Consider the following 22,154-nt stretch of genomic DNA (forward strand, 5'->3'; position numbering starts at 1 on the left):
CGGACCTCAGTCGCCGGCGAGGGCGCCGACCAGCGCGTCGATATCCTCCGGCGTGTTGACGGCCACCCCGGTCAGATCCTTGGCGATGCGCCGCACCATGCCGGTCAGCACCTTGCCGGTTCCGATCTCATAAACGGTCTCCACGCCGTTGTCGGCCATCCAGGCGACCGACTCGCGCCAGCGCACCGTGCCGGTGACCTGTTCCACCAGCCGCTGGCGGATCTCGGCCGGATCGGAGATCGGCGCGGCGAGCACATTGGCGACGAGCGGCACCGCCGGCGCGGCGAAATCGACCTCGGCGAGCGCACCGGCCATCACGTCTGCGGCCGGCGCCATCAGCGCGCAATGGAACGGCGCGCTGACCGGCAGCAGCACGGCACGGCGCGCGCCATGCGCCTTTGCGATCTCGATCGCCCGCTCGACGGCGGCCTTGGTGCCCGACACGACGACCTGGCCGGGCGCGTTGTCGTTGGCCGCCTGGCAGACCTCGCCGCCGGCCGCTTCCTCGGCGACCTTCACGGCCGCGTCGAAGTCGAGGCCGAGCAACGCCGCCATGGCGCCCTCGCCGACGGGAACAGCTTTCTGCATCGCTTCGCCGCGAATGCGCAGCAGGCGCGCCGCATCGCCGACCGAAAGCGCGCCGGCGGCGGCGAGCGCGGAGTATTCGCCGAGCGAATGGCCCGCCACATAGGCGACGGAAGCCTTCAGATCGAGGCCCCGCGCCTCGGCCGCGCGCATGGTGGCGAGGCTCACCGCCATCAGCGCCGGCTGGGCGTTGGCCGTCAGCGTCAGATCGGCTTCCGGACCGTTCCACATGATGTCGGAGAGCTTCTGCCCGAGCGCTTCGTCCACCTCCTCGAAGACCGCGCGGGCTTCCGCGAAGCGCTCGGCCAGCGCCTTGCCCATGCCGACGGCCTGGCTGCCCTGTCCGGGGAAGGTGAATGCGATGCTCATGTCAGGATCCTCAGTATCGAGTGTCGGCACGGGTTCGCGACAGCGCGGCGGACCACCGCCGGCCGGGCGCGCTCGGCCACGGCGAAACTTGCGCGCAATGACACGGGGTGACGGCGGGATGTCAAGGCGGCAACGAAAAAAATCCGCGCGCGCCGCCGCCCTCCGCCTTGCGGACACGGCAAAACGGTGTATAAGCGCGACTTCGTTCGGAACTCTGGCCGGGGGCTGAACGGAAGGTCGCCGGATCCGCATGCGCGGGGTCGGCGGCAGGGTACGGGACGAAGTGGCGTCGATCCGATGACGAAAGCCGCCGCGTTCCTCACAGGCCCGTCTTCCCGTGTCTCCGCCTTCGAAGTTGCTTCGATCCGCCTTTCTTGAAGGCTCGAAGAGGCTTAGCGCCGGGTTTCGGAACCGCAACCTGAAGAAAGGCACATCTCATGCCGCTTTACGAGCATGTGTTCCTGGCACGCCAGGACGTCTCGGCCCAGCAGGTCGAGCAGATGGTCGAGCAGTACAAGGCTCTGATCGAACAGCAGGACGGCAGCGTCGGCAAGGTCGAGAACTGGGGCCTGCGCCATCAACAAGAACCGCAAGGCGCATTACACGCTGATGAACCTCGACGCTTCGCCGGCGGCGATTGCGGAGATGGAACGCCAGATGCGCCTCAACGAGGACATCCTGCGCTTCATGACGCTGAAGGTCGAGGCGCATGAGGACGAGCCGTCCGCGATGATGCAGAAGCGCGATCGCGACGACCGTCGGGGTCGTGGCGGACGCGGTGAGCGCGGCGATCGTGGGGATCGCGGCGACCGCGGTGATCGTGGCGACCGTGGTGATCGCGGCGGCCGCCGCGGCGACAACTAAGGAGAGCACGCAATGGTCGATATCGCACAGCTTCCGACGCGGCGCCCCTTCTTCCGCCGCCGCAAGACCTGCCCGTTCTCCGGCGCCAACGCGCCGAAGATCGACTACAAGGACATCCGCCTGCTGCAGCGCTACATCTCCGAGCGCGGCAAGATCGTCCCGAGCCGCATCACGGCCGTGTCGGCGAAGAAGCAGCGCGAGCTGGCCCGCGCCATCAAGCGCGCCCGCTTCCTGGGTCTGCTGCCCTACGTGATCAAGTAAGATCGCGCAGGCACGTTGATTAAACGAGAACGCGATCTCCGGATCGCGTTTTCCACATCGGCTGGGGCCGGGCAAGGATCCGCCCCTAACCGCACCGCCGGACGCGGCGCGGGACAGACGACAAGGACAGACACCATGCAGATCATTCTTCTGGAGCGCGTGAACAAGCTCGGCCAGATGGGCGAAGTCGTGAAGGTCAAGGACGGCTACGCGCGCAACTACCTGCTGCCGCAGGGCAAGGCGCTGCGCGCCAGCAAGGCCAACCTGGCCCGCTTCGAGACCGAGCGTGCCCAGCTCGAGGCCCGCAACCTGGAGCGCAAGAGCGAGGCCGAGGGCGTCGCCAAGTCGCTCGACGGCAAGAGCTTCGTGCTCATTCGTCAGGCCGGCGAGACCGGTCAGCTCTACGGCTCGGTGTCGACCCGCGACATCGCCGAGGCGCTCACCGAAGGCGGCTTCAGCGCGCTGCGCTCGCAGGTCCGTCTCGACAAGCCGCTCAAGACCATCGGCCTGCACACCGTGATCGTCCTGCTTCACCCGGAAGTCGAGGTCGAGATCACCCTCAACATCGCCCGCTCGAACGACGAAGCCGAGCGTCAGGCGAAGGGTGAGGATCTCACCACCCGCGACTTCGACACCTTCGAGTTCGAAGAGGACGAAGACGAGGACGAGGGCGACGAAGAGGCCGGCGACGGCGAGGCGTCCGCCGAGGCCGAAGAGGGCGAGGAGCGGGCCTGATCCAGGCTTCGCATCGCTCGCGCATCGAAGATCGACCCCGCCGGAAACGGCGGGGTTTTTTCGTTTCGGCACGAAAAGGCGCGCGCCCGGGCGAGGCGCCTGCTACATCCGGTTGAGGAACGGGGGCGAGCGTCGCACCCCGCAGTCGGATCTCCCGATCGATCGGAGGAAGGCCTTGATCATGTTCCGTGTTTCGTCTCCTGCGCGCCTGTCGGCTGGCCTCGCCCTTTGCGCGCTGGCGCTCGTCGGCCCTGCCCCGGCCGGGGCCGATCCGCTGCTGGAGGACGCCGTCGCCTTCAACGGCCAGATCTTCCACCTGCAAAGCGGGGCCCCCGGCATCGTGTTCGGCGCGATCCGCGGCGGCGAGAGCGCGGTGGCGGGCTTCGGCGAGACCCGCGCCGGCAATGGCATCGTGCCCGACGGCGACACGGTTCTGCGCGTCGGCTCGATCACCAAGGTCTTCACCGGCGAAATGCTGGCCCATGCGGTCGCCCGCGGCGAGACCGCCTTCACCGCCCCCGTGGCACCGCTGCTGCCGGGACGGCTCGCAGACGCCGCCGGCCGGCACGCGCCGATCCGCCTGATCGACCTCGCCACCCACGCCGGCGGCCTGCCGCGCGAGGTGCCGCACCCCGAGGGCACCCCCGCCGATCCCTTTGGCCCCATCACCCTCGATGCCTTCGCCGACTGGCTGGAGGAGAGCGACCTGCTCTTCCCGCCCGGCCGCGCCATGGCCTATTCCAATTTCGGCTTCGACCTCCTGTCGACGGCGCTCTCCACCGCCGGCGGCGCGCCCTACCCCGACCTCCTGCGGGAGCGCATCGCCGGTCCGCGCGGCATGGCGGACACGCGCTTCGACCTGAGCGACGACATGAAGGCCCGGGCGATGTCCGGCCACGGCTTCGACGGAGAGCCCCTGCCCGATGCGCCGACGGGCGACGTCATCGTCGGCTCGGGCGGTTTGCGCACCACCGCCAACGACCTGCTGCGCTGGATGGCATGGCACCTCGCGGACGACACGGAAGACGCGGAAGACGCGGAAGTCCGCTTTCTCGACCATGGCGTCTATGTGCAACGCGAGGGCCTGAACGCGGTGCTGAACATGGACGAATCCGGACGCATGGACGCGATGGGCCTCGGATGGGTCGCCATGAACGCCACCGGCGAACGCCCCTTCGTGCTGCAAAAGGCCGGCGCGCTGCAGGGACAGATGTCCTATCTCGCCTTCGCGCCGGAGCGCGGCACGGCTGTCTTCGTGTCCATGAACCAGTATGATTTCGCCGCCGCCGGCATGATGACGGAGTTCGCCAACGCCTTTCTGGCAAGCCTGAGCGGCGACTGATCCCTCTCCGCGGCGGACAGTGTCACGGCGCCGTCACGTCGCTTTGCTACCCGAACGGTCGACACCGGTCGCTCGCGGCGGCCGGTCTCGACCCGCAAAACTGCACACGGCCGGTTCCCCCGGCCGTTTTTTTTGCCGCGACCTTTTGCGGGGCCCACCGGCCTCGGCGACGCATGGCAGCCCGGCGCGGGCGATTTCCCCCGTGATCTTGGCGCGGCAATCGGCTATGAGGGGCGCGCCTTCCCGGCGCCCCGCTGCGTCCCCCGCTGCGTTCTCCCGCCGCGGCAAGGTCAGCGCATGGCGCCCGCGAAGGTCCTTTTCACACATCACAGCGGACACGGAAGACAATGACCGTTTTCAAATCGGAGTTCTTGAAGACCCTCCAGGAGCGGGGCTTCATCCATCAGATCTCGAACCCGGACGGGCTCGACGATCTGTATCGGTCCGAGACGGTCACCGCCTATATCGGCTTCGACTGCACGGCCACCAGCCTGCATGTCGGTTCGCTCGTCCAGATCATGATGCTGCACTGGATGCAGAAGACGGGCCACCGCCCCATCGCGCTGATGGGCGGCGGCACGACCCGGATCGGCGACCCGTCGTTCCGCGACACCGCGCGCCCCTTCCTGGACGACGCGCAGATCGAGGCGAACAAGGCCGGCATCCGCAAGGTGTTCGACCGGTTCCTGACCTTCGGCGAGGGGTCGAAGGACGCGCTGATGCTCGACAACGCCGACTGGCTGCTCGACCTGAAGTACGTCGACTTCCTGCGCGACGTCGGCAAGCACTTCTCGGTCAACCAGATGATCCAGCGCGACGCGGTGCGCATCCGGCTGGAGCGCGAGCAGCACATGTCGTTCCTGGAGTTCAACTACATGCTGCTGCAGGGCTACGACTTCGTCGAGCTGTTCCGCCGCACCGGCTGCCGCGTGCAGATGGGCGGTTCGGACCAGTGGGGCAACATCCTGTCGGGCGTCGACCTCGGCCGCCGGATGGAGAATGTCGAGCTCTTCGCGCTGACAACGCCGCTGCTCACCACCGCTTCGGGCGCGAAGATGGGCAAGACGGCGGACGGCGCGGTCTGGCTCAACCCGGACATGCGCTCGCCCTACGACTACTGGCAGTTCTGGCGCAACACCGAGGACGCCGACGTGGAGCGCTTCCTGAAGCTCTTCACCACGCTGCCGCTCGACGAGATCGCCCGCCTCGCCGCGCTTGGCGGGTCGGAGATCAACGAGGCGAAGAAGATCCTCGCCACCGAGACGACGACCATGGCGCACGGCCGGGCGGCGGCCGAAGAGGCTGCGGAAACCGCGCGCAAGGCCTTCGAGGAAGGCGCGCTCGCCGGCGGCCTGCCGAGCGTGGAGATCGCGCGCGGCGAGCTCGCGGAGGGACTGGGTGTGCTGGCGGCCTTCGTGACCGCCGGCCTGTGCGCCTCCAACGGCGAGGTGCGCCGCCAGATCAAGGGCGGCGGCGTGCGCGTCAACGACGCGGTGGAAACGGACGACAAGCGTCAGCTCACCGAGGCCGACCTGCTCGAGGACGGGGTGATCAAGCTCTCGCTCGGCAAGAAGCGACACGTGCTGCTGAAGCCCGTCTGAGCCCCCGCACGACGGCTGCCACCATCTGCGAAACGACGGCGCGGAAGGTCACTTCCGCGCCGTTTGTGCGTCAGCGCCCGCGCCGCTTGAGCGCGTCGGCGGTGAAGATCGCGAGCGACACCCAGATCATCGCGAAGGTTGCCAGACGCATCGGCTCGATCTGTTCGTCGTAGACGAAAAGCGCCAGTCCAAGATGCAACGTCGGGGCGATGTATTGCAGCAGGCCGATCATCGACAGCGGAAGACGCCGCGCGCCGGCGGCAAAGAGCGCCAGCGGGATCGCCGTCACCACGCCGGTGCCGGCGAGCAGCAGAAACAGCCCCGGCCGGTCGAGCGGCATCACGTCGGCACCGAGTGCGGCGCCGGCATAGACCAGATAGGCGAGCGCCAGCGGCGCCAGGATGATCGCCTCCACCATCAGCCCCGGCGTGGCGCCGACCGCCACCGTCTTGCGCAGGTAGCCATAGGCGGCGAAGGTGCCCGCCAGCGCCAGCGAGACCCAGGGAAAGGCGTCGAGCGCCACCGCCTGGATCGCAACGGCGAGCGCGGCGATGGCGATGGCGATCGCCTGCCCCCGGCTCAGCCGCTCCTTCAGCACGATCAGCCCGATGGCGACCGACACCAGCGGATTGGCGAAATAGCCGAAGCTGATCTCCACGATCCGCGCCTCCGTCACCGCCCAGATGAACACCAGCCAGTTGATGGAGATGATCCCCGCCGACAGGGTCAGCATGGACAGGGTCCGCCGGTCGGTGAGGATCGCCCGGACCTCTCCCAGCCGGCCACGCAGCTTGAGAAAGATCGCCAGGAAGACGACGGACCAGACGATGCGCTGGGTCACCACCACATCGGCGCCGATCTCGGCGGTGAACTTGTAGTAGATCGGCAGAACGCCCCACAACGCATAGGCGGAGGCCGCGCAAAAGAGGCCGAGGCGCCGGTCGGCCTCTTGGGCCGCGGCAGACTGGGGCATGGACATGATTGGAATCCGTTCGCGCCCTTCGGGCCGGTCAGACGCCGGCCTTGAGCAGCGTGTAGGTGTGGGAATCGATCAGCGCCTGGAACGACGCGTCCACGATATTGCCCGAAACGCCAATGGTGAACCAGCGTTTGTGCGTGCGCCGGTTCTGGCTCTCCACCAGAACGCGCGTGACCGCGTCGGTGCCGCCGTTGAGGATGCGCACCTTGAAGTCGATCAGCTCCATCTCGTCGATGACGTCCTGATGCCGGCCGAGGTCCTTCCTGAGCGCGTTGTCGAGCGCGTTGACCGGGCCGTTTCCTTCCGCGACGGACATGCGCGGGGCGCCGTCGATGTCGAGCTTGACCACCGCTTCCGACACGGTGACCAGCTCGCCGAGCGCATTGAACCGCCGCTCCACCATGACGCGGAAGGATTTGACCTCGAAGTAGGTCGGCACCTCGCCGAGCCGGCGACGCGCCAGCAACTCGAACGACGCATCCGCCGCCTCATAGGCGTAGCCCTGCGCCTCGCGTGCCTTGACGTCGGCGAGCAGCGCGTCGAGCCGCGGATCGGCCCGGTCGACCGAAATGCCGAGCCGGTCGAGTTCGCCGATCAGGTTCGACTTGCCGGCCTGGTCGGAGACCAGCACCCGGCGACGGTTGCCGACCGTCTCCGGCGGAATGTGCTCGTAGGTCTCCGGCTCCTTGAGGATCGCGGAGGCGTGAATACCGGCCTTGGTGGCGAAGGCATTGGCCCCGACATAGGGCGCATGCCGGTCGGGCGAGCGGTTGATGATCTCGTCGAAGGCGCGCGACACGCCGGTCAGATCGGCGAGCTGCTCCTGCGTGGTCTTGAGCTCCAGCGTGTCGGCGAAGGGCGCCTTGAGCATGAGTGTTGGCACCAGCGTCACCAGATTGGCGTTGCCGCAGCGCTCGCCGATACCGTTGAGCGTGCCCTGCACCTGACGCACGCCGGCCTCGACGGCCGCAAGCGAATTGGCGACCGCATGGCCCGTGTCGTCATGCGCGTGGATGCCGAGACGCTCGCCCGGCACGACGGCGCGCACCGCCTGCACGATCTCGCGCACCTCCCCCGGCAGCGTGCCGCCGTTGGTGTCGCACAAGACGACCCAGCGGGCGCCGGCGTCATAAGCGGTCTTCGCGCAGGCGAGCGCATAGTCCGGGTTCGCCTTGTAGCCGTCGAAGAAATGCTCGCAGTCGATCATCGCCTCGCGGCCGCTGGCGCGCACCGCCTCGACGCTCTCGCGGATCGAGTCCAGGTTCTCCTCGTTGGTGCAGCCGAGCGCGACGCGCACGTGATAGTCCCAGCTCTTGGCGACGAGACAGATCGCCTCGGCCGCCGAATCGAGCACCTGACGCAGACCCGGATCGTTCGCCGCCGAACGGCCGGCACGCTTGGTCATCCCGAAGGCGGTGAAGGTCGCCGCCTCGGTGCGCTTGTCGGCGAAGAAGGCCGTGTCGGTCGGGTTCGCGCCCGGATAGCCGCCTTCCACATAATCGACACCGAGCCGCTCCAGGAGCTCGGCGATCACGATCTTTTCCTCCACCGAAAAGTCGATGCCGGCCGTCTGCGCACCGTCGCGCAGAGTGGTGTCGAACAGGTAGAGGCGCTCGCGGGTCATGCTTGTCTTTCCTTGGGGGGCCGGCCTTTCGGGCCAGTCTTGGTGAGGTCTTGATGGTGCGTTGCCGAGGGGCTTGGTGATGTTTCGGATGGGGTCAGCGGACGCCGGCACGACGCGGAAAACCGCGCCTCACTGCGCGCGTTCCCAGGTGGTCTCGACGGTGCCGGTCGCCTTGTCGCGCGTGTCCTTCAAGACGATTCCCTCGGCCGCCAGCGCATCGCGGATGCGGTCCGCCTCGCCCCAGTCCCGGGCGGCCCGCGCCGCGTTGCGTTCGGCGATCAGCGCCTCGACGCGCGCGGCAAGCTCCGGATCGGCGGCCTCGGCCTTCGCCGCTTCGCTGCGGGCGCGCACCTCGGCAAGATCGAAGCCCAGAAAGGCGATGGCGTCCGCAAGCCCCTGCGCGGCCGCCGCGTCGCCGCCGCGCGCCGCGCGGGCGAGCCCGTGCAGCGCGGCAATGGCCCGCGGCGTGTTGAGATCGTCGCACAGCGCCGCCAGCAGCTCCTCGGGCGGCTCCGCATCCGTGCGGCCCGTCACGCCGGAGCGCGCCAGCAACTGGTCCCACTTCTGCAGCAGTCCCTCGGCCTCCTCCAGTGCCTTTTGCGTGAAATCGAGCGGCTGCCGATACTGGGTCATCAGCAGCACCAGACGGATCGCGGCCCCCGGCCAGGTGCGGCCGCCGAGCTTTTCCTCCTCCAGCAGTTCGTGAACGGTGATGAAGTTGCCGAGCGACTTCGACATCTTCTCGCCCTCGACCTGCAGGAAGCCGTTGTGCAGCCAGACGCGCGCCATCACGGCCGTGCCGTGGCTGCAGCGCGACTGCGCGACCTCGTTCTCATGGTGGGGAAACACCAGATCGACGCCGCCGCCGTGGATGTCGAAGGTCTGCCCCAGATGGCGCGCGGCCATCGCGGAGCACTCGATGTGCCAGCCCGGACGCCCGTCGCCCGCGATGCCGCAGGGGCTCGGCCAGCCGGGCTCGCCGGGCTTGGACGGCTTCCACAGCACGAAGTCCATCGGGTCCTTCTTGTAGGGCGCGACCTCGACCCTTGCCCCGGCCTGCATGTCCTCCACCGACCGGCCCGAGAGCTTGCCGTAATCCGCCATCGAGCCGACATCGAACAGCACATGCCCCTCGGCCACATAGGCATGACCGCCGGCGACGAGCGTCTCGATCATCGCCTTCATGTCCTCGATGTGCTCGGTGGCGCGCGGCTCGACGCTCGGATCGAGCGCGCCGAGCGCATGCATGTCGGCCTGGAACTGCGCGGCGGTGCGTTCCGTCAGGTCGCGGATCGACACGCCCTCCTGCGCGGCGCGCGCGTTGATCTTGTCGTCGACGTCCGTGATGTTGCGCACATAGGTGACGTGGTTCGCGCCGTAGAGACGGCGCAGCAGGCGGAAAAGCACGTCGAACACGACCACCGGCCGGGCGTTGCCGATATGGGCATAGTCATAGACCGTCGGCCCGCAGACATACATGCGCACATTGGCCTCGTCCTCGGGAACAAAGGGCTCCTTCGCGCGCGTCAGCGTGTTCGTAAGCTTCAGGGAAGGCGAAATAGGCATGATCGGGCGTCTCCTGGCCGGCTGGCCGGGGCGTCCGTCTCATCTCCGCGTGGGAGGAGCATCGCGCATGAGGGAACGGCCACAGCCAGCTTCGTCGCTAGCTGCAAATAATGAGGATCGAAATCTCAGTCCGCTTGGCCGTGGTCATCCCCATGGTTCTGACCCGTTTCCCGCATCCGGTCAAGTCCGCATTTCCCGCGTTTCCCCGCCGTTTCGTGACGTCTGCACCCGCGGCGGACGACGGGCGCAGGCGCCCGACGCCCTGTCGGAGCGCGCATTCACCAATCTGAACGGCGGATAAAAGACAGGCTCAGAGCCGGTTCAGCCGGCCGGTGGCAGGATCGCGTCAGCTTCACCAGTTCGCGTATCGGAGCCTGAGATGACCGCCAACACCGCCCTCCACGCCGCCCCTGCCCACACGAGCCCGCTCGCCACGCTGCGTACCCTCGCCGCGGCCCTCCTCCTCGCGACCGCGATGCTCGCCCCGGTCGCCGGCTTCGTGCTCCTCGGCGACCGCACCGCGCAGACGGCCAGCAATGGCGCACAGGCACCCGTCGCCTGCTGGCTCGACGCGAGTTGCCTCACCGCCCCGCGGTGACCGGCCCGGCGAGGAAAAAACCGAAGCGCGTGGATGACCTTGGCGGGAGCCTTGCGCCGGCGCGCGCCATCGATTCTAATAGAAAGCTACGCAAGAGCTTGCGCAGGCGGCCGAAGCATGTTCGATTCGAGGTGACATCCCGTACGACAGTTCGGGCCGGATACTGAAAACAACTTGTTGACCCGACAAGAATTGCGAGCCGCCCACCCGGCCGATCTTTTCGAGGGGCCAATCTTTTCGAGGAGGAGCAGAATGATCGACGGGCTTCAGGAAAAGGCGGAGGACGCGGCCGGCTTCCTCAAGATGCTGGCCTCCGCACCGCGTCTGATGCTCCTGTGCCACATGGCCAACGGGGAGACCAGCGTCGGCGAACTGGCCGAACGTACGGGCATGCGCATGCCGACCGTGTCGCAGCAGCTGGCCCTTCTGCGCGCGCAAGGCATGGTGCGGACCCGCCGCGACGGCACCACGATCTTCTATTCGCTCGACAGCGAAATCGCGCAGGACGTGCTCGCGCTGCTGCAAAAGCACTTCTGCCCGTCCCCGGCCGAAATGAAGGAAATGGAGCGCGTCGCCCACGCCGACTGAGCCGAGGCCGCTCGTCCTCCGTCGAAGCAAACCTGGCCGAATGCGCTCTTGGCGGATGAGAACCAGGCGGATTTCCCGAAACGCCAACCGACATCGACAGCGGGCGGCGGAGTTCGGGAGAGCCCGATCCTGCGAAGCGCCTAGTCCTCCAGAAAATCGCCGCAGCGCGGGGCCGCCGCATCGCCCCAGGGCATGATCGGCACCGTCGAGGTCGAGTTCTTCGGGCTGCCCTCGATGATCTTGTCCGAATAGACGAGATAGACCAGCACATTGCGCTTGACGTCGCAACCGCGCACGATCCGCATCTTCTTGAACATGAAGGACCGGCGCTGGCGAAACACCTCGTCGCCCTGCTCGAAGCTTTCCTTGAAAGCGACCGGTCCGACCTGACGGCAGGCGAGCGAGATATCCGACACCTCTTCCGCCACGCCGAGCAGCCCCGACACACCGCCCTTTTCGGGCACGGTGAAATGGCAGGCGACACCCTCGACCAGCGGATCGTCGATCGCATAGGTCGCGAGCTTGTGATCGGGGGTGAGCATCTTCCAGACCGTCGATTTCTTGAAGATGAGGTCCGGCTCGCCCTCGTCGGCGGCAACGGGCGCCGCCACCAGCGCCGAAAGCACGGCGGCCACGGTCACGGCATGGCGGAAAAGGCGGGTCATGTCAGGCTCCCCCAGGGTTTCGGGCGGGAATGGGTTTCAGTCGGGAATGGGGTCCAGGCGGGCGCGGGGCGCCTCACACCAGCACCATGACGTAGCGCACGCCGGCGACCAGCGGCGACGGCGTGGCGAAGAGATACAGCGTAACAAGGCTCACGCCGCCCAGAAGCAGCGCGAGTGTGGCCATGGGACGATGGCCCTCGCGGCGGGCGATGCGCCATATGCCGAGATGCAGGACGACGATCGCAACGGCCAGCAGCCCCGCGAGCGCCAGCATGGCGCCCTGCGCGTCGAGACCGAGCGTGCCGCCGAGGCCCAGAAAAAGGTTCGGCAGAAAGGCGCCGGCGAGCGGCAACACGAACACATGCGTCAGCGTGAGCCAGACGAGAGCGGCACTTTGCGGCGGGGTTTCACTGCGCGCGGTGGACATGAACGGACCAATCCTCTCGAGCCTTGTTTCTTGAACGTCGCCCCCGACAGCAGCCCCCCGACAGCGTCCCCTGACGGCGCCCCCTTCAAGCGCCCTGTCGTGCCACGCCCGCCCCGCGCGCGCAAGTCGCCGCGTCGCCCGACGGACACCTTCCGGTTTGCGCTGCCCCAGCGTCAGCGGTTACACTCGCAGGCATTCGCGCCTCGATTGCAATTTCGACAAGGGTCCATATTCGACAAGGGATTCCCACGATGCCGCCCCATCCGACCGAACGCTCCGCCACTGCAGCATCGGCACCCTCGCCGGCGCCGCCCGCGCTGCTCGAGCTGGAGAGCTTCCTCCCCTACCGGCTCAACGTGCTTGCGGAGACCGTCAGCCAGGGACTGGCCGGCGTCTACCGGCGGCGCTACGGAATCGCGGTTCCCGAATGGCGGATCCTGGCGACGCTCGGGCAATTCGGCACCATGACGGCGAAGGACATCGGTCTGCACAGCCGCATGCACAAGACCAAGGTATCGCGCGCGGCGGCCGCGCTGGAGAGCCGCCGACTGATCGTCCGCAACGCCAACGCGGCGGACCTGCGGGAGAGCTTTCTGGAACTCACGCGACAGGGCCGCGACATCTACGAGGCGTTGGTGCCGGAGGCGCGCGACTTCGTCGAGGCGCTGCTGGGCGGGCTGACGGAGGGCGAGCGCGCGACACTCGACGGTCTGATCGAACGCCTGACCCTGCGCGCCGCCGATCTGAACGCCGACCTGAGCACCGCCCGGCGCTGACGACGGTCCGCCGGCGGATTCAGCACGAGTTTACTAAAATCCGAAGCTTCGATTGTGCCCCGGGCCCGCTCTCGGTCATAGTTTTGCATGGCGAGAACCCGAAAACGGGACAGCCTGGGCTTGCGCCGCGCCGCGGGCCATCGGGACGGCGGACACGGCGCGCAGGCGTCGACGGCAAACGGATCAGACATGGCGGGACCGGACGGACTGTGGCGCCGAGGAGCGCTGACGGCACTGGCGGCGGCGGCTGTTCTCGCGGGCGCCCTTGCAGCCTCACCGGCGCGCGCGGCGACCTGCGAGGCGCTGCGCGCGGAGCTTCAGCGCGTTTCGGCGGGCGGCGGCCAGTCGGCCACCTATCGCAAATGGGCGACGGCGGCGGACAAGCAGCAACGCGCCCTGTCGCTGGCGCGGCGCGACGCCCGCCATCTCGGCTGCGCCTCGGCGCCGGCGAGCGGTTCCTGCCCGGCGCTGACGACCAAGATCAAGCGCATGGCGGCCAATCTCGCCAAGATCGAGCGCCAGCGCGACCGCCACGCCCGCCCCGCCGACACCAGACGCAAGGCGCAACTCACCCGCGCGCTCGCCCGCCAGGGCTGCGACGCGCCACGCCGGACCGAGACCCGGGCGGACACGCAACGCGGCGGCGGGCTGCTGGCGCTCTTCGGCATCGGCCGGCGCGATATGGCCGAACCCGTGGCCATCCAGGAGACCGACGACGGTCGGTCGCGCGTGCGCATCACCCCGGCGCAATCCACGCCGCGCCGCAGCAGCGGCCCGACCTTCCGCACCATGTGCGTGCGCACCTGCGACGGCTTCTATTTTCCGGTCAGCTTCTCCACCACGCAAAAGGGTTTCGGGCGCGACGCGGCGATCTGCCGGTCCATGTGCCCCGGCGCCGAGGCCCAGCTCTTCGTGCATCGCAATCCGGGCGAAACGGCGGAGAACCTCGTCTCCCTAGACGGTATGCCCTATGGCGAGCTTGCGAACGCCTACACCTTCCGAAGCAAATTCGTCCCGGACTGCAGCTGCCAGCCGCGCGACGGCCAGGGCCAGACCATGGCAAGCCTGATCCGCAGCGGCGACGCGGCGGCCGTCGCCAAGCTGCGCGACACCAAACCCGGCGGCGGTCTCGGCGTCGAGGCGCTGCGCAGCAGCCTCGCCGCCAGTTCATCGCAGGACAGGTCATCGCAGGAGGAAGATCCCCCCGCGGGCCGCGCCCCGGATGGCGCCGACCCCGACACCCGCATGAACCTGGAACTGGGCTATGCGCCCGACAGCGGCCGGCTGCGCCTGCCCGTGCTGGGCGGCACGCAGCCCGAGCAGGAGCCGGACGTCCCGGGCGGTGGCACCGTTGCGGACATCGCGCCGGTGGCAGCGCCCGCCGCCCCGGATCCGGACCGCCCGGTCAGGATAGTCGGGCCACGCTATTTCGTCGCCCAATGAGCGGCAGCAGCGCCGCCATATCGGGCCCGCTCGTCTCGCCCGTGAGCGCCTTTCTGAGCGGCAGGAACAGGGCCCGCCCCTTGCGCCCCGTGCGCGCCTTGAGGTCTGACGTCCATGCGCTCCAGGTCGCCGAGTCGAAAGGCTCCTCCGGCAGCGTCTCGGCCGCCAGCGCCAGATAATCGGCATCCTCCGGGTCGACGGGGAGCGCCTGCGGGTCGCTCACCGCCCGCCACCAGCGCGCCGCCTCGCCCACGGTCGCGCAATTCGCCCTGGCCGCCTCCCAGAAGGCTTCCCGCGCGGCCGCGTCCCCCGTCACGCCCATGGCCTCCAGACGCTCGGCCACGGCCCCATACGGCAGGCCATGCACCAGCCGTGCGTTGAGCGGCTCGAGATCTTCCGGATTGAACTTGGCCGCCGAGCGCGAGGTATCGGCAAGCTCGACCATGTCGGCGAGCGCCGCGAGGCTCTCGGCCGGCTCGATCGCATGGCGTGTCCCGCTCAGCACCGCGAGCGAGGCAACCGCCATCGGCTCGAAGCCCGCCTCGCGCAGGGAGCGCAGCGACAGCGCGCCCTTGCGCTTCGACAGACCCTCGCCGGAGACCGTGGTCAGCAGGTTGTGATGGGCGAAGACCGGCGGTTCGGCGTCGAGCGCCTCGAAGATCGCAAGCTGCACCGCCGTGTTCGCCACGTGATCCTCGCCCCGGATGACATGGGTGATGCCGGAGGCGATGTCGTCGACGATGGAGGGCAACGTGTAGAGATAGGAGCCGTCGGCGCGGATCAGCACCGGATCGGACAGCGAGGCGAGATCGACGCTCTGCGGTCCCCGGCACAGATCGTTCCAGGACCGCTCGGTGCGCCGCGTCTCGAAGGGATCGCCGTCGTGATTGGGCAGCAGGAAGCGCCAGTGCGGCTTCCGCCCCTCCGCCTCGAGGGCGGCACGCTCGGCGTCGGTGAGTTTCAGCCCGGCGCGGTCGTAGACCGGCGGGCGCCCGAGGGCGCGCGCGCGCGACCGGCGACGCTCCAGCTCCTCGGCGGTCTCGTAACAGGGATAGAGCAGGCCCGCCGCCTTGAGCGTCTCGGCGGCCGCGTCATAGGTCGCGATCCGCTCCGACTGGCGGAAGCTCTCGTGCGGCGCAATGCCGAGCCAGGCGAGATCGCCGGAGATCGCGTCGGCGAACGCCTGTGTCGAGCGCTCCCGGTCGGTGTCGTCGTAGCGCAGCACGAAACGGCCGCCGTGGCGCAGCGCGAAGAGCCAGTTCAGCAAGGCCGGGCGGGCATTGCCGATGTGAAGAAAGCCCGTCGGAGACGGGGCGAAACGAACGGTGACACTCATGCGCCTGTCTTAGCGAGACCGCGACCGGCGGGCAATCCCGTCCGCCGGGGCGATCCCCCGCGCGATTTTCCCGCCGGCCCGGGACCGCATCACGCCTGCCGGGCGCGCACCGCCCGCGCGGCGAGCGTCATCGCGCCGGCGGCGACAAGGCAATACCCCGCCATCGCCAGCATCTGGGTCTCATAGGCCACGCCGAGATCGATCAGATATCCCGTCACCCCGGGCCCGAGCGCCGAGGCAAGCACCATCAGCGCCACCGTGACGGAGCGAATGGCGCCAAGATGCCGGGTGCCATAGACCTCCGGCCACAGCGCGCCGAACAGCGTCGAGCTGAAGCCGTAGCTGACGCCGAGCAGCGCCATGAAGGCGAAGGCGGCCGCCGGATGGGTGACGCTCGCCAGCACTACGCAGGCCGCCGCCAGCGGCAGCAGGAAGACCGGCAGGATGCGCAGCGCCGTCACCTTGTCGATCAGCCAGCCCGCGATCAGCGCGAAGGTGAGCGTCATCGCCGACATGGCGACGAAGGCGGAGGCGAAATGGGCGAGCGTCCAGCCGCGCAGTTCCACCAGATAGACCTGATGGAAGAAAATCGTCGTGCCGATGAAGGGCGGCGCCAGCGTGCCGAGCGAGATCACCCAGAAGGCCGGATCGCGCAGCACCTCGCCGCGCGTCCAGTGACGAAGCGGAACGGCCCCCTCCTCCTCTGGCGCGCCGGTGCCGCGCGGCAGGCGCTCGACGCGCAGCAATGCGAGCAGCGCCGGCAGCGCGACGCAGACCAGAACCGCGACCCCGAGCCACCACGCGCCGCGCCAGCCGAGCCAGGCCGACAGGCTCACGAAGACGAGCGGCAGGCTCGCCTCGCCCATCTGGATGCCGATGGAGGCGATGGACACCGCGCGGCCACGCTGCGCGGCATACCAGCGGCCCATCGCCGTCATGGCCACATGGGTCATCATGCCCTGGCCGAACAGCCGCAGCCCGTAGAGCACGACGAAGAGCATCGCCACCGACGCGACGCTCGCCATGGCGGCGGTGAAGAGCGCAAGACCCGCGACGACCCCGCCGGCCACCACGACCAGCGGCCGGGTGTCCACCACCTTGCCGATCACGGTGAGGGAAGCGGCGGACAGAAGCGTGGCGGCCATGTAGAGCCCGCCGAAGTCGCCGTGCGACAGATCGAACTCGGCTCTCAGATCGCCGGCGATCAGCGAGATGAAGAAGGTTTGCCCGAAGCTGGAGAAAAACGTCAGCAGCAGGCCGGCACCGAGCCAGCGCGCATTGTCGCGTACAAAAGTCCAGAACGGCATGACGGGGCCTCGCGCATGGCGGCTGCGCTTTTGCCTTGGGGAAAGAACACGGGAACGGCGCCGCCCTTGCGCATGCGGCGTCGGAATCAGCTGCGGTCGCGGAAGCGGTTTGTGATCGGATAGCGCCGGTCGCGACCGAAGTTCTTGCGCGTGATCTTCACGCCCGGCGCGGCCTGACGGCGTTTGTATTCAGCGATGTAGAGCAGATGCTCGATGCGATGGATGAGCGCGCGATCGTGCCCGCGCGCCTCGATGTCGCCGACGGACATCTCGTTTTCCACCAGGCATTCCAGAATGTCGTCGAGCACATCGTAGGGCGGCAGCGAATCCTGGTCCGTCTGGCCCTCGCGCAACTCGGCCGACGGCACCTTCGTCAGAATGTTCGAGGGGATCACCTCGCCCTCGGGGCCGAAGAGCCCCTCGGGGCGATGGGCATTGCGCCAGGCGGCAAGCCGATAGACCTGCGTCTTGTAGAGGTCCTTGATCGGATTGAAGCCGCCGTTCATGTCGCCGTAGAGCGTGGCGTAGCCGACCGAGAGTTCCGACTTGTTGCCCGTGGTGGCGACCATGTAGCCGAACTTGTTGGAGATCGCCATCAGGATGGTGCCGCGCGTGCGCGACTGCAGGTTTTCCTCCGTCACCCCGGCCTCCGTGCCGGCGAAGAGATCGGCGAGCGCTGCCTCGAAGCCCTCCACCGCCGGGGCGATGGCGACCGTGTCGTAGCGCAGACCCAGCGCATCGGCGCAGGCCCCGGCGTCGCTCAGGCTCTCCCGCGAGGTGTAGCGGTAGGGCAGCATGACGCAATGCACCCGCTCGGGCCCCAGCGCATCGACGGCCATCGCCGCCACCACCGCACTGTCGATGCCCCCGGAAAGCCCGAGGATCACGCCGGGAAAGCCGTTCTTCTCGACATAATCGCGCAGGCCCAGCACGCAGGCGCTCCAGCGCGCCGCGTCGAGATCCGGCAGCGCCGCGCGGTCGCCCGTCCGGCAGATCCACACGCCCGCGTCGTCGCGCTGCCAGTCGGTGACCGTCAGGCTTTCCGTGAATTCCGGCATCTGGAAGGCCAACGTGCGGTCGGCCTGCAGCGCGAAGGACGCGCCGTCGAAGACCAGTTCGTCCTGACCGCCGATCTGATTGCAATAGACGAGCGGAAGATCGGTCTCCACCACCCGCTGGACCATGACCTGCATGCGCACGTCCGGCTTTCCCGCGTAGAACGGTGAGCCGTTCGGCACCAGCAGCAGTTCCGCGCCCGTCTCGGCGAGGCATTCGCACACCTCGTCGCTCCACGCATCCTCGCAGATCGGAAGTCCCAGACGGATGCCGCGAAAGCCGACCGGCCCGGGCAGAGGCCCCGGCTGGAACACGCGCTTTTCGTCGAACTCGCCGTAGTTGGGCAGATCCACCTTGAAGCGCACCCCCTCGATCCGCCCGCCGTCGAGCAGCGCGACCGCATTGTGCAGCAGATCGCCCTCGCGCCACGGCAGACCGACGATGACGCCGGGCCCGCCGTCGGCGGTCTCGGCGGCCAGCGCGTCGAGCGCCGCCCGGCAGGCGGCGACGAAGGCCGGCTTGAGCACCAGGTCTTCCGGCGGATAGCCGCTCAGGAACAATTCGGAAAAGAGCACGAGGTCCGCACCCTGCGCCGCCGCCTCGCCGCGCGCGGCGCGGGCGCGCTCCAGGTTGCCTGCGACGTCGCCGACCGTCGGATTGAGCTGGGCGACGGCAAGACGCAGTCGACCGCTGTCTGCGAGAGAGGAAGCGTGTGTCATGAAGCGGGTTTATCGCGCCCCACCACGCCGGTCCAGCCCTCGCATGCGCGTGGCGGAAGGACGCCGGAAACGCCCAGACCGAAAGGCTAGAGCAGGACCATGTCGCAATTCGAAGGAGCGCCGTGCCCTCCGGCGGCCATCGCTGCCCCGGCGACCGGCGCGCCGCCGCCGCGCGGGGCGGGACCGAAGAACCCTGCGCGGCGCACAAAGGGGCGATACTCCGTCAGGACACGCAGCAAGCGCTGATAGAGCAGCGCGGGCGAGACGGGCTTGGCGAGAAATTCGTGCATGCCGAGACCGAGCGCGCGCAGGATCACCGGCTTGCGGGCATCCGCGCTGACCATGATCACCGGCGTCGTCGCCACCAGCTCGTCGGTGTCGCCACGCAGGATCGCGAGAAACTCCTCGCCGCTGAGCGGCGCCATCACCCAGTCGCAGATGATCACGTCCGGACGGCGGTCCACCGCCACCGCCAGGCCGTCGGCGCCGTCAGCCGCCTCGAAGATCCGCCGCACCCCGAAGCCGCTCAGAATGGCCCGGAACAGGCTGCGCATGTGATGATTGTCGTCGATTACAAGGATCGACACGTCGGACAGATCGAGTTGCATGCCGCTGGGTCCCCTCCCGTTTGGCCTGACCGACGATAGACTGAAAGGCGCTAATTTTCCTTTACGGAAGGAAGATTTCTCCCGCCCGTGCCCGCCCGCCGGTTTGCGCGGCCCAGAAAGCGCCGAACAGGTAAAAAAAGAGCGCGCCGGAGCGCGCTCTTCGGTTATCCACTTGCGGCATGTTGCCGCGTCAGCCGACGGCCGCCTCGCGGGCCTCGCCGCGCGCGTCGCGCTCCTTGCGCACGTTCTCCGCCACCAGGAACGCCAGCTCGATCGCCTGTTCCGCGTTGAGGCGCGGGTCGCAATGGGTGTGATAGCGGTCGGCCAGATCCTCGGCCTTGAGGGCGCGGGCACCACCGGTGCATTCGGTGACGTTCTTGCCGGTCATCTCCACGTGAATGCCGCCGGCATAGGTGCCTTCCGCGCGATGGACGGCGAAAAAGGCCTCCACCTCGCGCAGGATCCGGTCGAAGGGCCGGGTCTTGTAGCCGCTGGCGGTGACGGTGTTGCCATGCATGGGATCGCAGGACCACACGACCTTGCGCCCCTCGCGCTCCACCGCGCGCACCAGCGCCGGCAGATGCTCGAACACCTTGTCGGCGCCGAAGCGGCAGATCAGCGTGAGCCGGCCCGCCTCGTTCGCCGGATTGAGCGTGTCGATGAGCTCCAGCAGCCCGTCGGGCGTGAGCGAGGGACCGCACTTGAGGCCGATCGGGTTCTCGATGCCACGGAAGTATTCGACATGCGCATGGTCGGGCTGGCGCGTGCGGTCGCCGATCCACAGCATGTGGCCCGACGTCGCGTACCAGTTGCCCGACGTGCTGTCGACGCGCGTCAGCGCTTCCTCGTAGCCCAGCAGCAGTGCCTCGTGGCTGGTGAAGAAATCGGTGGAACGCAGTTGCGGCGCCGTGTCCGGATCGATGCCGCAGGCACGCATGAACTCAAGGCTTTCCGAAATCCGGTCGGCGAGCGCCTGATAGCGATGGCTCTGCGGGCTGTCCTTGACGAAGGACAGCATCCAGCGATGCACGTGGTCGAGATTGGCAAAGCCGCCCTGCGCGAAGGCGCGCAGCAGGTTCAGCGTCGCCGCCGCCTGACGATAGGCCATGATCTGGCGCTGCGGATCGGGCTCGCGCCCCTCCGGCGTGAAGGCGATGTCGTTGACGATGTCGCCGCGATAGCTCGGCAGCTCCACGTCGCCCTGTTTTTCCATGGGCGAGGAGCGCGGCTTGGCGAACTGGCCGGCGATGCGGCCCACCTTCACCACCGGCTGGGACGCGGCATAGGTCAGCACCACCGCCATCTGCAGGAAGACGGTGAAGAAATCGCGGATGTGATCGGCATGATGCTCGGCGAAGCTCTCCGCGCAATCGCCGCCCTGCAGGAGGAAGCCGCGCCCCTCCGACACATCGGCGAGCTGCGCCTTGAGCTTGCGCGCCTCACCGGCAAACACGAGCGGGGGAAAGTCGGCGAGACGTCGCTCCACGGCGCCGAGCGCCTCCGCGTCGCGATACTCCGGCACCTGCACGATCGGTTTCGACCGCCAGCTGTCGGGTGACCAGTTCTTCGCCATCGTTCAAACTCCCGAACCCGTGATGCACCGGCAGTTTTGCGCGCCGGCGCGCCTGTTGCGACGCCGCTCCGGCGCCGACTTGTTCAAAGACCTGCGGCACACGCGTGCCGGTCGAGTGTGCCGCCACACTGCGGCATCTCCGAGGCGGCGGGCCGATGCGCGCCGTCCAGGTGGGTCGGGGTTATACACGCGCACCCCTCGCGAGGCCACCTCAAATCAGGAGCCGACCGGCGGCCCCCTTGCGCAAGGGCCGGTGGAAAGGCCCGGCCGACACGCCCTCGCCCCCTCGGCGGGGTTTCCCCGCCCGCGTCATTCGTGAAATGCTACCGCCGTGAGTGGGGACGGTCGCGTCCACCGCGCCGGCACGCCCGAGGGAGATCGTCACCGCATGCGTCTGGAACACGACCACAGCCGCGAGGCCATCGCCGCGCGCCTTGCCGACGGCCCGCGCGTCAGCTATCTGCGCGACTGGATCTACGGCGGCATCGACGGCGCCGTCACCACCTTCGCCATCGTCGCCGGCAGCGTCGGCGCCAATCTGTCGGCCCGCGTGATCCTGATCCTCGGCGTCGCCAATCTGCTCGCCGACGGCTTCTCGATGGCGGCGGCCAACTACTCCGGGACCAAGGCGGAGCATGACGACTATCGCCGCCTCAAGGCGATGGAGGAGCGCCACATCGACGCCGAACCCGACGGCGAGGAAGAGGAAATCCGCCAGATCTTCCAGGCCAAGGGCTATCGCGGTCCGGAACTGGAACAGCTCACGAGCCTGATCACCTCGCGCCGCAAGGTCTGGGTCGAAACCATGCTCGCCGAGGAGCACGGCGTGTCCGGCACGCTGCACGACCCCGCGCGCGCCGCGCTCGCGACCTTCTCCGCCTTCGTGCTGTGCGGCGCCGTGCCCCTGGTGCCCTTCGTCGCGGGGCTGGACGCCTCCGCCCCGGCAGCCGCCATCGCGACCGGCGCGGTCTTCTTCGCGATCGGCTCGGCGAAATCCATCTGGTCGACCCAGTCGTGGCTGCGCTCGGGACTGGAGACGGTCATGATCGGCATGGGCGCCGCGGGGCTCGCCTGGCTCGCCGGATACCTGCTGGAGCGCATCATCACCTGAGGCGCCGCCGCGCGGCGTCCC

Annotated in this window: 20 protein-coding genes and 1 pseudogene; 10 read left to right on the forward strand and 11 right to left on the reverse strand. The window is 68.5% G+C overall.

The features are described 5' to 3' along the window. Positions 1 to 6 precede the first annotated feature (6 nt). Entirely contained in the window at positions 7 to 954 is a 948-nt protein-coding gene (gene fabD, locus ABL312_RS08770) for an ACP S-malonyltransferase (RefSeq protein ID WP_349360997.1), read from the reverse strand. A 500-nt stretch (positions 955 to 1,454) separates the two neighbouring features. Here fabD and rpsF point away from each other — a divergent pair. The 5 genes and pseudogenes from rpsF (at position 1,455) to tyrS (ending at position 5,757) form a co-directional block, all read left to right on the forward strand. After that, a pseudogene (gene rpsF, locus ABL312_RS08775) lies at positions 1,455 to 1,818 on the forward strand (30S ribosomal protein S6). A 12-nt stretch (positions 1,819 to 1,830) separates the two neighbouring features. Next, positions 1,831 to 2,079 carry a 30S ribosomal protein S18 gene (gene rpsR / locus ABL312_RS08780; RefSeq protein ID WP_349360998.1) on the forward strand — a complete coding sequence of 83 codons (249 nt, stop codon included), beginning with the start codon at positions 1,831 to 1,833 and terminating at the stop codon, positions 2,077 to 2,079. A gap of 135 nt (positions 2,080 to 2,214) precedes the next feature. Continuing rightward, on the forward strand, positions 2,215 to 2,814 hold the full coding sequence (gene rplI, locus ABL312_RS08785) for a 50S ribosomal protein L9 (protein WP_349360999.1): 600 nt from the start codon (positions 2,215 to 2,217) through the stop codon (positions 2,812 to 2,814). Between the two features lie 181 nt (positions 2,815 to 2,995). After that, entirely contained in the window at positions 2,996 to 4,156 is a 1,161-nt protein-coding gene (gene ampH / locus ABL312_RS08790) for a D-alanyl-D-alanine-carboxypeptidase/endopeptidase AmpH (protein ID WP_349361000.1), read from the forward strand. Positions 4,157 to 4,503: 347 nt separating this feature from the next. Continuing rightward, a complete protein-coding gene (gene tyrS / locus ABL312_RS08795; protein ID WP_349361001.1) occupies positions 4,504 to 5,757 on the forward strand; it encodes a tyrosine--tRNA ligase in 1,254 nt (417 codons plus the stop codon). Positions 5,758 to 5,827: 70 nt separating this feature from the next. On the opposite strand, the gene rarD is transcribed toward tyrS, so the two are convergent. From rarD to cysS, 3 genes are all read right to left on the reverse strand, one after another. Then, a complete protein-coding gene (rarD, locus tag ABL312_RS08800; protein ID WP_349361002.1) occupies positions 5,828 to 6,736 on the reverse strand; it encodes an EamA family transporter RarD in 909 nt (302 codons plus the stop codon). Between the two features lie 31 nt (positions 6,737 to 6,767). Next, positions 6,768 to 8,360: a citramalate synthase gene (gene cimA / locus ABL312_RS08805; protein ID WP_349361003.1), complete on the reverse strand. Its 1,593-nt coding sequence runs from the start codon at positions 8,358 to 8,360 to the stop codon at positions 6,768 to 6,770. 129 nt (positions 8,361 to 8,489) lie between these two features. Next, positions 8,490 to 9,926 carry a cysteine--tRNA ligase gene (gene cysS / locus ABL312_RS08810; RefSeq protein ID WP_349361004.1) on the reverse strand — a complete coding sequence of 479 codons (1,437 nt, stop codon included), beginning with the start codon at positions 9,924 to 9,926 and terminating at the stop codon, positions 8,490 to 8,492. A gap of 379 nt (positions 9,927 to 10,305) precedes the next feature. Between cysS and ABL312_RS08815 the strand changes: the two genes are divergently transcribed. Further along, positions 10,306 to 10,524, forward strand: coding sequence for a hypothetical protein (locus ABL312_RS08815; protein ID WP_349361005.1), 219 nt, complete (start codon positions 10,306 to 10,308; stop codon positions 10,522 to 10,524). Between the two features lie 252 nt (positions 10,525 to 10,776). Further along, positions 10,777 to 11,112, forward strand: a complete 336-nt coding sequence (locus ABL312_RS08820; protein ID WP_349361006.1) for a metalloregulator ArsR/SmtB family transcription factor — start codon at positions 10,777 to 10,779, stop codon at positions 11,110 to 11,112. A gap of 140 nt (positions 11,113 to 11,252) precedes the next feature. On the opposite strand, the gene ABL312_RS08825 is transcribed toward ABL312_RS08820, so the two are convergent. Further along, positions 11,253 to 11,777 (reverse strand): CreA family protein, encoded by a 525-nt coding sequence (locus tag ABL312_RS08825; RefSeq protein ID WP_349361007.1) that lies wholly within the window; start codon positions 11,775 to 11,777, stop codon positions 11,253 to 11,255. 73 nt (positions 11,778 to 11,850) lie between these two features. Beyond that, the gene (locus tag ABL312_RS08830; protein WP_349361008.1) at positions 11,851 to 12,204 is read right to left on the reverse strand and encodes a hypothetical protein; all 354 of its coding nucleotides are present in this window, start codon (positions 12,202 to 12,204) and stop codon (positions 11,851 to 11,853) included. Positions 12,205 to 12,455: 251 nt separating this feature from the next. Here ABL312_RS08830 and ABL312_RS08835 point away from each other — a divergent pair, with 251 nt between their 5' ends. Together ABL312_RS08835 and ABL312_RS08840 are read left to right on the forward strand one after the other, a co-directional pair. Next, positions 12,456 to 12,980, forward strand: a complete 525-nt coding sequence (locus tag ABL312_RS08835) for a MarR family transcriptional regulator (protein WP_349361009.1) — start codon at positions 12,456 to 12,458, stop codon at positions 12,978 to 12,980. A gap of 189 nt (positions 12,981 to 13,169) precedes the next feature. Continuing rightward, entirely contained in the window at positions 13,170 to 14,423 is a 1,254-nt protein-coding gene (locus ABL312_RS08840) for a DUF2865 domain-containing protein (RefSeq protein ID WP_349361010.1), read from the forward strand. Here ABL312_RS08840 and gltX read toward each other — a convergent pair. The 5 genes from gltX to ABL312_RS08865 all read right to left on the reverse strand — a co-directional run bounded on the left by gltX (position 14,386) and on the right by ABL312_RS08865 (position 21,022). After that, positions 14,386 to 15,759, reverse strand: coding sequence for a glutamate--tRNA ligase (gene gltX / locus ABL312_RS08845; RefSeq protein ID WP_349361011.1), 1,374 nt, complete (start codon positions 15,757 to 15,759; stop codon positions 14,386 to 14,388). The genes ABL312_RS08840 and gltX overlap by 38 nt on opposite strands. Before the next feature lie 89 nt (positions 15,760 to 15,848). Further along, positions 15,849 to 17,066: an MFS transporter gene (locus tag ABL312_RS08850; protein WP_349361012.1), complete on the reverse strand. Its 1,218-nt coding sequence runs from the start codon at positions 17,064 to 17,066 to the stop codon at positions 15,849 to 15,851. A gap of 86 nt (positions 17,067 to 17,152) precedes the next feature. Further along, complete coding sequence (locus ABL312_RS08855) at positions 17,153 to 18,841, reverse strand: NAD+ synthase (RefSeq protein WP_349361013.1); 1,689 nt, start codon at positions 18,839 to 18,841, stop codon at positions 17,153 to 17,155. A gap of 86 nt (positions 18,842 to 18,927) precedes the next feature. Further along, positions 18,928 to 19,449, reverse strand: coding sequence for a response regulator (locus ABL312_RS08860; protein ID WP_349361014.1), 522 nt, complete (start codon positions 19,447 to 19,449; stop codon positions 18,928 to 18,930). Positions 19,450 to 19,639: 190 nt separating this feature from the next. Then, the gene (locus ABL312_RS08865) at positions 19,640 to 21,022 is read right to left on the reverse strand and encodes a class II 3-deoxy-7-phosphoheptulonate synthase (RefSeq protein WP_349361015.1); all 1,383 of its coding nucleotides are present in this window, start codon (positions 21,020 to 21,022) and stop codon (positions 19,640 to 19,642) included. A 388-nt stretch (positions 21,023 to 21,410) separates the two neighbouring features. Here ABL312_RS08865 and ABL312_RS08870 point away from each other — a divergent pair, with 388 nt between their 5' ends. Continuing rightward, positions 21,411 to 22,133: a VIT1/CCC1 transporter family protein gene (locus ABL312_RS08870; RefSeq protein WP_349361016.1), complete on the forward strand. Its 723-nt coding sequence runs from the start codon at positions 21,411 to 21,413 to the stop codon at positions 22,131 to 22,133. Positions 22,134 to 22,154 lie beyond the last annotated feature (21 nt).

The sequence above is a fragment of the Stappia sp. genome, assembly GCF_040110915.1.
GTDB lineage: Bacteria > Pseudomonadota > Alphaproteobacteria > Rhizobiales > Stappiaceae > Stappia.

Excerpts from the sequence above, each read along its gene's own strand:
- fabD (WP_349360997.1), bottom strand. The coding sequence starts at position 954 with ATGAGCATCGCATTCACCTTCCCCGGACAGGGCAGCCAGGCCGTCGGC.
- rpsR (WP_349360998.1), top strand. The coding sequence starts at position 1,831 with ATGGTCGATATCGCACAGCTTCCGACGCGGCGCCCCTTCTTCCGCCGC.
- rplI (WP_349360999.1), top strand. The coding sequence starts at position 2,215 with ATGCAGATCATTCTTCTGGAGCGCGTGAACAAGCTCGGCCAGATGGGC.
- ampH (WP_349361000.1), top strand. The coding sequence starts at position 2,996 with ATGTTCCGTGTTTCGTCTCCTGCGCGCCTGTCGGCTGGCCTCGCCCTT.
- tyrS (WP_349361001.1), top strand. The coding sequence starts at position 4,504 with ATGACCGTTTTCAAATCGGAGTTCTTGAAGACCCTCCAGGAGCGGGGC.
- rarD (WP_349361002.1), bottom strand. The coding sequence starts at position 6,736 with ATGTCCATGCCCCAGTCTGCCGCGGCCCAAGAGGCCGACCGGCGCCTC.
- cimA (WP_349361003.1), bottom strand. The coding sequence starts at position 8,360 with ATGACCCGCGAGCGCCTCTACCTGTTCGACACCACTCTGCGCGACGGT.
- cysS (WP_349361004.1), bottom strand. The coding sequence starts at position 9,926 with ATGCCTATTTCGCCTTCCCTGAAGCTTACGAACACGCTGACGCGCGCG.
- ABL312_RS08815 (WP_349361005.1), top strand. The coding sequence starts at position 10,306 with ATGACCGCCAACACCGCCCTCCACGCCGCCCCTGCCCACACGAGCCCG.
- ABL312_RS08820 (WP_349361006.1), top strand. The coding sequence starts at position 10,777 with ATGATCGACGGGCTTCAGGAAAAGGCGGAGGACGCGGCCGGCTTCCTC.
- ABL312_RS08825 (WP_349361007.1), bottom strand. The coding sequence starts at position 11,777 with ATGACCCGCCTTTTCCGCCATGCCGTGACCGTGGCCGCCGTGCTTTCG.
- ABL312_RS08830 (WP_349361008.1), bottom strand. The coding sequence starts at position 12,204 with ATGTCCACCGCGCGCAGTGAAACCCCGCCGCAAAGTGCCGCTCTCGTC.
- ABL312_RS08835 (WP_349361009.1), top strand. The coding sequence starts at position 12,456 with ATGCCGCCCCATCCGACCGAACGCTCCGCCACTGCAGCATCGGCACCC.
- ABL312_RS08840 (WP_349361010.1), top strand. The coding sequence starts at position 13,170 with ATGGCGGGACCGGACGGACTGTGGCGCCGAGGAGCGCTGACGGCACTG.
- gltX (WP_349361011.1), bottom strand. The coding sequence starts at position 15,759 with ATGAGTGTCACCGTTCGTTTCGCCCCGTCTCCGACGGGCTTTCTTCAC.
- ABL312_RS08850 (WP_349361012.1), bottom strand. The coding sequence starts at position 17,066 with ATGCCGTTCTGGACTTTTGTACGCGACAATGCGCGCTGGCTCGGTGCC.
- ABL312_RS08855 (WP_349361013.1), bottom strand. The coding sequence starts at position 18,841 with ATGACACACGCTTCCTCTCTCGCAGACAGCGGTCGACTGCGTCTTGCC.
- ABL312_RS08860 (WP_349361014.1), bottom strand. The coding sequence starts at position 19,449 with ATGCAACTCGATCTGTCCGACGTGTCGATCCTTGTAATCGACGACAAT.
- ABL312_RS08865 (WP_349361015.1), bottom strand. The coding sequence starts at position 21,022 with ATGGCGAAGAACTGGTCACCCGACAGCTGGCGGTCGAAACCGATCGTG.
- ABL312_RS08870 (WP_349361016.1), top strand. The coding sequence starts at position 21,411 with ATGCGTCTGGAACACGACCACAGCCGCGAGGCCATCGCCGCGCGCCTT.